This is a genomic window from Spirosoma sp. (genome assembly GCF_048594605.1).
Lineage (GTDB): Bacteria > Bacteroidota > Bacteroidia > Cytophagales > Spirosomataceae > Spirosoma.
This window is the reverse complement of the sequence record NZ_JBMDWV010000328.1, coordinates 22853-33568: the sequence shown is the minus strand read 5'-3', so window position 1 is coordinate 33568 and position 10716 is coordinate 22853. Positions and strand designations below refer to the sequence as shown.

9 protein-coding genes are annotated in these 10716 nt (G+C 48.7%); 8 read left to right on the top strand and 1 reads right to left on the bottom strand.

All coding sequences use genetic code 11. The features are described 5' to 3' along the window. From ACOJS8_RS19935 to ACOJS8_RS19915, 5 genes are all read left to right on the top strand, one after another. Positions 1-634 (top strand): carbohydrate ABC transporter permease (locus ACOJS8_RS19935; RefSeq protein ID WP_420150308.1); only part of this gene is annotated, 634 nt, incomplete at its 5' end. A gap of 95 nt (positions 635-729) precedes the next feature. Beyond that, the gene (locus tag ACOJS8_RS19930; RefSeq protein ID WP_420150307.1) at positions 730-1542 is read left to right on the top strand and encodes a carbohydrate ABC transporter permease; all 813 of its coding nucleotides are present in this window, start codon (positions 730-732) and stop codon (positions 1540-1542) included. A 132-nt stretch (positions 1543-1674) separates the two neighbouring features. Continuing rightward, complete coding sequence (locus tag ACOJS8_RS19925) at positions 1675-2982, top strand: hypothetical protein (RefSeq protein WP_420150306.1); 1308 nt, start codon at positions 1675-1677, stop codon at positions 2980-2982. 35 nt (positions 2983-3017) lie between these two features. Further along, the gene (locus ACOJS8_RS19920; protein WP_420150305.1) at positions 3018-4133 is read left to right on the top strand and encodes an ABC transporter ATP-binding protein; all 1116 of its coding nucleotides are present in this window, start codon (positions 3018-3020) and stop codon (positions 4131-4133) included. Between the two features lie 240 nt (positions 4134-4373). Next, complete coding sequence (locus tag ACOJS8_RS19915) at positions 4374-5600, top strand: PQQ-dependent sugar dehydrogenase (RefSeq protein WP_420150304.1); 1227 nt, start codon at positions 4374-4376, stop codon at positions 5598-5600. Positions 5601-5725: 125 nt separating this feature from the next. Here the strand turns inward: ACOJS8_RS19915 and ACOJS8_RS19910 are convergent, their stop codons facing one another. Next, complete coding sequence (locus ACOJS8_RS19910; protein ID WP_420150303.1) at positions 5726-7048, bottom strand: MFS transporter; 1323 nt, start codon at positions 7046-7048, stop codon at positions 5726-5728. Between the two features lie 364 nt (positions 7049-7412). On the opposite strand from ACOJS8_RS19910, the gene ACOJS8_RS19905 reads away from it, so the two are divergent. From ACOJS8_RS19905 to ACOJS8_RS19895, 3 genes are all read left to right on the top strand, one after another. After that, the gene (locus ACOJS8_RS19905; protein ID WP_420150302.1) at positions 7413-8123 is read left to right on the top strand and encodes a GNAT family N-acetyltransferase; all 711 of its coding nucleotides are present in this window, start codon (positions 7413-7415) and stop codon (positions 8121-8123) included. Between the two features lie 180 nt (positions 8124-8303). Further along, a complete protein-coding gene (locus ACOJS8_RS19900) occupies positions 8304-8567 on the top strand; it encodes a hypothetical protein (protein WP_420150301.1) in 264 nt (87 codons plus the stop codon). A 175-nt stretch (positions 8568-8742) separates the two neighbouring features. Next, positions 8743-10638 (top strand): YgiQ family radical SAM protein, encoded by a 1896-nt coding sequence (locus tag ACOJS8_RS19895; RefSeq protein WP_420150300.1) that lies wholly within the window; start codon positions 8743-8745, stop codon positions 10636-10638. The last annotated feature ends 78 nt before the right edge of the window (positions 10639-10716 follow it).

Here is a 10716-nt window from a genome sequence, read left to right as displayed (position 1 = left end):
CATTCCGCTGCAAATTGTGGTGGCTTTGGCGCTGGCCGAGTTGCTGAACCGGACAATCCGGGGGGCTGGTTTTTTTCGGGCAGCTTTTTTTCTGCCAGTGATTGTGTCGGGCGTGGTTGTTACGATCCTATGGCAGCAACTGTTGAGTTTCAATTCGGGAATTCTGAACCGAATGCTAACGACTATGAGCCTGCCGCGTGTGCCGTGGCTGACCGACCCCGACGTAGCGATGTATTCCATTGCGGCTATGGCTACCTGGAAAAACGTGGGCCTGTACGTGATTCTGTTTCTGGTCGGGCTGCAATCCGTACCGACGCAGTATTACGAAGCAGCTGATCTGGAAGGGGCGACCGACTGGCAGAAGTTCCGCTACATTACGTTGCCGATCATCAATCCAACGATTTTTACCGTCGTGGTGCTGTCGACCATCGGTGGGTTCTCGCTGTTTGTGGAGCCGTATATCATGACCGAAGGGGGCCCGATGAATTCGACGCTCTCGGCGGTGATGTACATTTACCGACAGGCGTTTCAGTATTACCACATGGGCTATTCGGCTACGTTAGGTTTCTGCTTCGCGCTGATTATTCTGTTTGTCGTGATCATCCAACGGCGCTACGTTGAGCAGGAAATTTAAACAGTCTTTAATCTTCAGTTTTCAGTCTTCTGTTTACAGTTGGCTGACGCGAAAGCAACAGTAAACAGAAGACTGAAAACTGAAAACTATAAAAAATGATTCGAACGATTCTGAAATATACGTTACTGATTCTGGCGGCATTGTCGTTCATTTATCCGTTTATCTGGATGGTCAGCGCGTCGTTATCGTCGGAAAGCGGACTGGGTGATCTGACGCTGTTGCCTATCGATTTTACGTGGAGCAACTACGTAACGGTGTTCACGAAGATTCCGCTGGATCGGGCGTTTCTGAACAGCGCATTCGTGGCCGTCGTAACAACGGGCCTGGTGCTTATTTCAGGGGCAATGGTGGGGTATGCACTGGCGCGACTCAATTTTGTGGGACGCGACTGGATTTTTTACCTGATCATCTTCACGATGACGCTGCCGTTTCAGATTACGCTGATTCCCAACTACATTACCATGGTAAGTTTAGGCTGGGTCGATACGTATCTGGCGCTGATTGTACCGTTTGCGCTCAATTCGCTGTCAATCCTTCTGTTTCGTCAGGCGTTTCAAAGTTTACCGCAAGCGCTGATCGATGCGGCACGAATGGATGGTGCGGGTGAACTTCGCATTATTTTTCAGATTCTGGTGCCTAACGTTCTGCCCACGGTTCTGACCATTACAATTCTGACATTTATGGGCATCTGGAACGAAGCGCTCTGGCCGTTAATCGTTATTCGCGACGAGACGACCATGACCATGCCGCAGTTGGTCACGCTGTTCTCCGTGGGCGGACGGGCCGAAGGACAACTGGGTGTGAAGATTGCGGCTGCCGTTTTGCTGGCCATTCCGATTGTGATTTTGTACCTGTTTTTCCAGAAACACTTTATCCGAAGCATGGCGTCTTCGGGATTGAAAGATTAACTTTTTTGATAGAATTAACCGTATGAGTTCGTGATGTCGGGTTCTTAAAACCGACAGTTCGCGTCAGCAATCATGTCGGGTTTAAGAACCCGACATCACGAACTCAACTGGTTTCAATGCAGTATACGTATTATGACTCGACCCGCTTTTTTAAAATTACTGGCGCTGCAAATTCTGCTCTTCGCCTTTTCGTGCAAGAAAGAACAACCGGTTGCCCAGACGCCTACGCCGACAGCGCGTTACGTTAATCTGTCGCATCTGGATCGGCTTTATCAGACCGTTAAACTAGCCTCGAACGGTACGGAAGTAGGCACCATTGCGATTTACAGCGAAGCACCGGATTATCATCTCGTAACGGATGCCGACGAAGGGTTTACCTGCATCGACGACGTAGCGCGGGCGGCTCTGTTTCTTCTGCACGAACCGGATCTGTCCACCAGCAAGGAAAAGCAGGCGATGTTACGTACCACCGCCGAATTTGTGCTGCAACTACAGGCAGACAACGGGTATTTCTATAACTTCCTCTGGCCCGACCGAACGATCAACAAAACCTTTCAGACCAGCGTAGCCGAGCCTAATTTCTGGTCGTGGCGTGCGCTGTGGCTGCTGTCGGAAGCGTATCCGTATTACCAGAAAGCCGATGCTACGTTGGCCGGACGTATTCAAACTTCCCTCCAGAAGCTGACGACCAATATGCTACGTGACTTCGGCAACAAACCGAAAGAATATAATTTCATCAAAGGGGTTCAGGTGCCGAAATGGTTGCCGTTTGGGTCGGGTACTGACCAGGCAGCTATTATGCTACTGAGTCTGAACAACATCTATCAGCAAACACCGAATGCCGATGTATTAAAATTGATTGAACTGCTGGGCGAAGGAATTCTGGCAATGCAATATGGTGATGCGGGTAAATATCCGTATGGCGCTATTTTGAGCTTTGAAAACAACTGGCACGCCTACGCCAGCGACCAGTCATATGCGTTGTTACGTGTTGGGAAAGCGCTGAATAAGTCGGCGTGGGTTTCGGCTGCCCGGCGCGAGATTGATAACTTTTATCCGTACCTGATTCAACAGGGATTCCTGGAGTCGTTTGAGGTTGAGCAATCAGGTAGTGAAATTAAACCGGTTAAAACGAGTCGATATTCGCAGATTGCCTACGGAATACGGCCGATGATCTGGGCGGCACTGGAAGCATATGACCAAACGAAAGACGTCAAATATGCTGACCTGGCTGGCCAACTGGCAAGCTGGTTTCTGGGTAAAAACGCAGCCAACACCGCCATGTATGACGTAGCAACCGGACGTGGATATGATGGCATTGGAGCGAACGCGCAAGTCAACCGAAACTCAGGCGCCGAATCGACGATCGAAGCGCTCTGGGCTTTTCAACGAATCGAACAACATCCCGACGCTGTGAAGGCGCTGGAAAAATACAAGTAGAGACGCAACGTATTGCAGCTCGACCCATTAGAAATATGGCAGAAGTTATACTCCGTCACATCGCCAAAGCTTACGCAGGTGGGCCCAGGGTGATTGAGGACGTTACTATCGATGTGAACGACCGCGAATTTGTTGTACTAGTTGGGCCGTCGGGTTGTGGTAAATCAACGCTATTGCGAATGATTGCTGGTTTGGAAGACATCACCGATGGCGATCTGTTACTGGATGGCGAACGTATCAACGACCGTCCTCCGAAAGACCGCGACATCGCTATGGTGTTTCAGAATTACGCGCTCTATCCGCACATGACCGTTTACGAAAATATGGCGTTCGGGTTGAAACTGCGGAACATGGATAGTAATGAAATCCGATACCGGGTTATGCGGGCGGCTAAAATTCTGGAAATCGAAAAGTTGCTTGATCGTAAACCAAAAGATAGGTCGGGCGGGCAGCGGCAGCGTGTGGCGATTGGTCGGGCAATTGTCCGGAATCCGAAGGTATTTCTGTTCGATGAACCACTCAGTAATCTGGATGCCAAACTTCGCGGACAGACACGTATCGAACTTCAGAAACTCCACCGCGAACTTCTGGCAACGATGATTTATGTAACGCACGATCAGGTTGAAGCCATGACCCTTGGCGATCGGATTGTGGTGCTACGTAGTGGCGATGTTATGCAGTACGATACGCCACTGGAACTCTACAATCGACCCGCCAATCTGTTTGTGGCCGGTTTTATTGGTACGCCACCAATGAATTTCCTGCCCGGTCGGGTAACAAATGTAGACGGACGAGTCGGGTTTGAAAGTGCAGCGCGTACGGTTCGGATTGATTTATCGATGTCTACGCATCAACATGCCCTGAAAGCGTATGAAGGACGTAACGTTGTGCTCGGAATTCGGGCCGAACACATGCGCGAGAAGCCTGTAAGTATGCAGCAGCGGCATTATTCTGCCGAACCGATCATGGCTATCGACGCTATTGAGCACATGGGTAATGAGATTCTGGCGTATTTTCTAATAGAAGATCGTCGGTTTGTGGCAAAGCTGTCGGGAGATTCAACGGTAAAATTTGATCAGCCAACTACCATGTTCTGGGATATTAACAGAATTCATTTTTTCGACGCACAAACCGAGCTGGCTATTCGATAAACCTTGTTATAAGAGACGTTGTACGTCTTAGAATTTTGTCGGAGTGTATCTGAACCCAGTAGAACGTATGGGGCAGCAAGTAAGGTAAAGGCCCGGATTGTAAATCAATCCGGGCCTTTACCTTACTTTATTAAACACCTGTCTTTTACCGAACGTTGTCCCCTCGATACAATTCTATCTCTTTGACTACGTTCGGGGAAGAATATTTTTTAGAACTATTCAACGTTTTTTGATTCCTCAATGAGAAACTTACGTGTACCAATCCTACTTTCTATTGTTGGGTTAGCCAGTGTATTTGAGGCCTGCCAGAGCGATCACATCGTGGCTAAGGTTCCGGAAACAAACGCTGAACCCACTTCCGCCAGTGTACAGGGAAATGTGTTCGAACCGGCTTTAGTACCCGCTACCGATGAGCGAATCGCGCAGTTGAAGGTTCCCGCTGGCTTTGCCGTTACCAAATTTGCTGATCAACTCGGAAAACCGCGAATGCTGGCCGTCAACTCGTCGGGCGATGTTTATGTTACTGACCGAACGGCCGGTACAGTCACGCTGGTGAAGGATACGAACGGCGATGGAAAAGCGGATTTCAAACGGATTGTGGCTACTATTAAAGCGGTTCACGGCCTTACGATTCACCAGGGTAAATTGTATATGGTGGCCATTAAGGAGTTATACGTAGCAAACATTGAGGGCGACGGATCATTGACCCAGCAGCAATTGCTGATCAGTGATTTACCTGACGCTGGCCAGCACCCTAACCGCACAATTGCATTTGGGCCCGACGGCTTGTTGTATATTACCGTGGGCAGTACCTGCAATGCCTGCGCTGAACCTAATGCTGAACATGCTACTATGTTACGGGCTGACCCTGATGGGAAAAACCGTAAAATCTTTGCCAAAGGGCTGCGGAATACCATTGGGTTTGGCTGGCATCCTCAAACGAAAGCGCTTTACGGTCTTGATCACGGAATTGATTGGTTGGGCGATGAACAACAGAAAGAAGAGTTAAATCTGATTAAGGAAGGGGCTTTTTACGGCTGGCCGTACATTTACGGAGATGGCAACTACAATCCTCATCCCCGGCCGATGGGCGACACTACGTATGCGCAGATTTTAGCCAAAACAACGCTGCCTGTGTTACAGTATGACCCGCACGCAGCGCCGATGGCAATGTTATTTTATACGAGTGCAGGAGCAGCCAGCAGCTTTGGAAATGAATACCAAAATGATGCTTTTGCCACGATGCGTGGCTCCTGGAATCGTTCGCAACCTTCGGGCTACAAAGTGATACGTATTCATTTCGAGAACGGCAATCCGGTTAGTACGGAGGATTTTGTAACGGGTTTTCTGGTTAACAACAACCAGGCTCAGTTTGGCCGTCCTGTCGGAATTGCTACGTTGCCTGATGGTTCTCTGATCTTTACGGAAGACAATAACGGCGTTATTTATCGAGTAAGCCGGAAATAACAGACAATAGGCATACGTATTAAAAAACGGTCAGGTTTACACGTAGTAAACCTGACCGTTTTTTAATGTGCCAGTGCCTGTAAAGGGCTATAGGTGAGTATTATTCAGGTTTAGTTTGTGTTAATCTATGGCGCTATCGTCCGGTAATGCCGCAGCGTAAACCACGTAACGAGCATAGCCACAAAGGCTAACCCGCCCGCAAACAGGCCGATAGCAGGTGCCTGAATGTAGTGTAAGGCGTGCCCCGTCAGAAATGAACCGGCAATATCAGACAGATTAACGAAGGCCATATACGTAGTAAACTGGGAGCCCTCAACACCCTTACGGCAGAGCGTCATCAACACGGGCATAGCCGCTACGCTAATACTGGGGTCCATGAAATACAACGCCACTAAACCCGTTTGCGCCATCCGCTCATGAACCCACAAACCGGCCAGGCTATTGAACGTAATAAGATAAACCGCCACAACTCCCAGCATAACAATCAGCAAACGACGCGCCCCTACCCGGTCAGCGACAAACCCGCCCGTGAGCGACACCACCGTTGCGACGATCATCCCATACGTACCCGTCAGGAACGAAACCGACGTGTCGGCCCAGCCAAGTTTTTGAATCAGATGGTAATTGTAAGCACGCAGAAAAAGGCTAACACTCACATAAGCGGCCACAACCGACCCAAACAGTAACAAGCTTCTTCTTGAGAACAAACCTTTGAATAACTCAGTAAATAGCCACCGAAAATCATGTTCGACAAGTTCAGTACGTTGAGTGGATGGTTGTACAATCACCAGCGACTGGCGGTTGAAGGAAGGCAGTAAACGATCTTCGGGGCGTTCGCGAATAAAGCAGGTTAGAAAGGTTAACGCAAGCAGACTGAGCGACAGCGTTAAGGCCGTATCGAAGAAACCGTAGCTACGTAGCAGTTGCGAGAATACAGCAGCGCCCACGCCCGTGCCGATCAGAAAACCAGCCCGCATAAACGCATTGACACGGCCGCGCTCGTCTTCCGGAATAACCGTAATGGCCATCGCATCGACACTTGCATCCTGAATAGCCGCGAAAATGCTGTGTCCGAAGAAAAACCAGGCAAGTGTCGTAACCTGGTCGACTGGATTCCGTACAAATAAAATACCCAGCGACGCCAGAAAAGCCAGAAACTGTGCACCAATAACCCAGGGTTTTCGCCGGCCCATTGCGGAACGTTGATAACGATCAATTAACGGTCCCCAGATAAATTGAAAGGCCCACGGCAAGCCGACAATGGCCGTGAACGTACCAATCATGGACGGTTTTACGCCTTCGGCCGTCAGGTAATTGGCAAGGGCTGTCAGCGAGAAGCCTGCGGGCAGCCCTTGCATGACATATAAATAAAAAAAGACAACGTAGCGTAACGGCTGACTTTGACTGAGTGTTAATGGATATTTTGGTGTAACGAAAGAGGCCGTCATACGTCATAAAATTCAGTAACAGACCCGGTTAGCCTGTTGCATAGACGTATAGGACTTAAAGATTAATAAATATGTTTTGACCGTTCACGAACTATCCTAAAAAAAAACCGTTATCATATTGCAAGACCCGGATAATCTCTCTAACATTGTCCGCGTTTTCGCACAAAACCAATGGCCAAGCTCGTTTATATACCGACCTTCTTCCATACTACGCCATTTCGGTTTAGGTCCGAAAGGACTATATCATTTTGTTTGCCTATGTGGTAGACGTTTCCGCTTATTTTCTCGTTTAATTTTCACAACAAACCAGCTCGGATTACGCTGTCTCCGTTTTTGCGGCTTCACAACCGCCCAATAAACGACAATGATCACCCCAGAAGTAGTTAACGATCAATATATTATTCAGGTCGCCAATGAGAACCACCTGCGGCTGGCCGAAACCATCTGCCACGAAATGGAAGAAAGCGCAAAGGCGCGGGGAACCGGTATTGCCAAGCGTTCGCCCATTTATGTGATGGAGAAAATGCTCGAAGGCAAAGCCATTATCGCCATGACACTGTCGGGCGAGTGGGTTGGCTTCTGTTACATCGAAACCTGGGACCACGGCAAGTTTGTGGCCAACTCAGGGTTGATCGTCCATCCGGATCATCGTAAAAGCGGCATTGCTACACGCATCAAAGCTAAGGCGTTTGAATTGTCGCGGACGATGTTCCCAACGGCCAAGATCATCGGGATTACGACGAGTCTGGCGGTTATGAAAATTAACTCCGATCTGGGTTATCAGCCTGTCACGCTCAGTGAATTACCAGCCGATGAAGCTTTCTGGAAGGGCTGCCAAACCTGTACGAACTTCGATATTCTGACGCGTACCAATCGGAAGCACTGCCTGTGCACAGGTATGCTGTACGATCCGGAAGAGCACAAAAAAGAGGAGAAAGAAGAGAAGTGGAACTTCCTGAAAGAATCAAAGCTATACGAGCGCTGGATGCGCATCAAAAAACGCGTTTTGCTACGTCTGAATCCGCTGGAACGGTCGCGCTCACGTAAGTCCGACCGCGAACTTGAACCCGCGTGAATTCTGCTTATGTAGCAGTGACGTAACATTTATGACAGGAACGACGCCCACCTGTGGGCGTCGTTTTTTTATGCCCGGATTTGCGACCCATAGATACTGAGTTGCTCAATAGATGTAACATTACTGGTTAACTGCGGTTAGTTAGTCGGTAGTGTTTCCCGGAAAAACGCATAACGAAGTATGGATTTTTCAAAAATAGCCAGCATTGTTACGCCATTTATGCTACTAGCCCTGGGTGGCATTTTGATGGTGATAGAAGGTCTTTTTCACATTGGCAGAGAAAACAATGCGTTGCAGTTTATTTTCGGTATTCCGATTGCAATTGGTGCCGTCGGTTTTCATTTTCTGGTACGTCGCCTTTTGAAGGGTAACAATCTGTACATCTGGATCGTAGAAGGGTTCATTGCACTTAGCCTCGGGTATCAGTTTATGTACGTCTGGTAAAACCGGAAAACTCTTTGTAGCGAACGTAACCCTATACTGATCGACAGTGTGCTACGGGTAGTAGCGCATATAGTTCAGGATTTCCATAATTCCACAATCAATACGTATTGAGAGGCCATTGATATGAATTTTTTCGTAGAATCGGTGGTTTTCAAAGACATAAACGCACGTAGTGATGATAGAAAGACCCCTGACAGACTGGTTACCGCTGACGATGAAGGAAGTGGAAAAACGAGGCTGGGATGAAGTGGATATTGTGCTGGTTTCGGGCGATGCTTATGTCGATCATCCGGCTTTCGGCACGGCCGTAATCGGACGTATCATGGAAAGCGAAGGGTTTCGGGTAGCCATCATTGCTCAGCCCAACTGGAAAGACGATCTGCGGGATTTCAAGAAATTTGGCCGGCCTAAATACTTCTTCGGTGTTACGGCAGGCTGTATGGATTCGATGGTGAATCATTACACGGCCAACAAACGACTGCGTTCCAACGATTCGTATACGCCTGGTGGCGAAGCTGGGTTTCGTCCCGATTACGCGACAATCGTTTATTCCAACATCTTAAAAATGTTATATCCCGACGTACCGGTTCTGCTGGGCGGAATCGAGGCTTCGCTACGTCGGGTAACCCACTACGATTACTGGCAGGATCAATTACTACCGTCTATTCTGGTTGATGCCGGTGCCGATATGCTGGTGTATGGGATGGGCGAGCAACCGCTCCGCGAAATTCTGAAACTGGTGCGGAAAGGCGTGCCGTTTTCGTCGATGCGCAACATCAATCAGGTGGCTTTTATGCATGATGCCAGTACACCACTACGTGATTACAATAACTGGAATACCGTTGAGCTGGCGAGTCATGAAGAATGTCTGGAGGATAAAATTAAATACGCAGCCAACTTCAAAATCGTTGAAGTAGAGTCGAATAAGTGGCAGGCGAACCGCATTACGCAAAACGTCGGCGATCAGGTGCTGGTAATCAATCCGCCGTTCAAGACGATGGACGAAACGGAGATTGACAAGTCGTTCGATCTGCCGTATACGCGTTTGCCGCACCCGAAATACAAAAAACGGGGACCGATTCCGGCGTATGATATGATCAAGTTTTCGGTCAATATGCACCGGGGCTGCTTTGGCGGTTGTAGCTTTTGTACAATTTCGGCGCACCAGGGTAAATTTATTGCATCACGTAGTGAGAAGTCGATTTTGAAAGAAGTGGACGAAATCACGAAGCATCCTGAATTCAAGGGATACATTTCGGATCTGGGCGGACCATCGGCGAACATGTACAAGATGAAGGGTAAAGATGAGTCGATCTGCGCGCGTTGCCAGAGCCCAAGCTGTATTCACCCGGTTATCTGCTCGAATCTTGATACGTCGCATAAGCCGCTGACAGAGTTGTATCGTAAAGTTGATGCGAATCCATCCATCAAAAAAGCGTTTGTCGGATCGGGCGTACGCTATGATTTGCTGGTCGACGATTTCAATAAAAACAATGCCGATGGCAACCACGACGAGTACATGGAGCAACTGACCACGCGCCATGTATCGGGTCGGTTGAAAGTGGCTCCTGAACATACCGCCGACGATACGTTGCGGATCATGCGGAAGCCATCGTTCAAGTACTTCAAGACATTCAAGAAGAAGTACGACCAGATTCAGGAGAAACATAACCTGAAGCAGCCACTCATCCCGTACTTTATTTCGTCGCACCCCGGTTGCGAGGAGCAGGACATGGCAAATCTGGCAGCCGAAACCAAAGACCTGGGTTTTCAACTCGAACAGGTCCAGGATTTTACGCCAACGCCCATGACGGTAGCCGAAGTGATTTATTACTCGGGCGTTCATCCGTATACGCTGAAACCCGTTAAAACGCCCAAAACACGCGAAGAGAAACTGGCCCAGAACCGGTATTTCTTCTGGTACAAACCGGAGCACAAAGACTGGATTCGAAACCGGCTGACAAAACTTAATCGACCGGATCTGGTCGAACGCTTGCTGGGAAGCCAAAAGAAAGAAAATACCGGCAAGCCGAAAGCCTCGAAATATTATTCAGGCAAAAAGAAGCGGTAAGTTTTTAATCAATCAACTGATTGATACGCGAAGGGTAAGTAATTGGGACGCGCCTGATTACTTACCCTTTTGTACTTT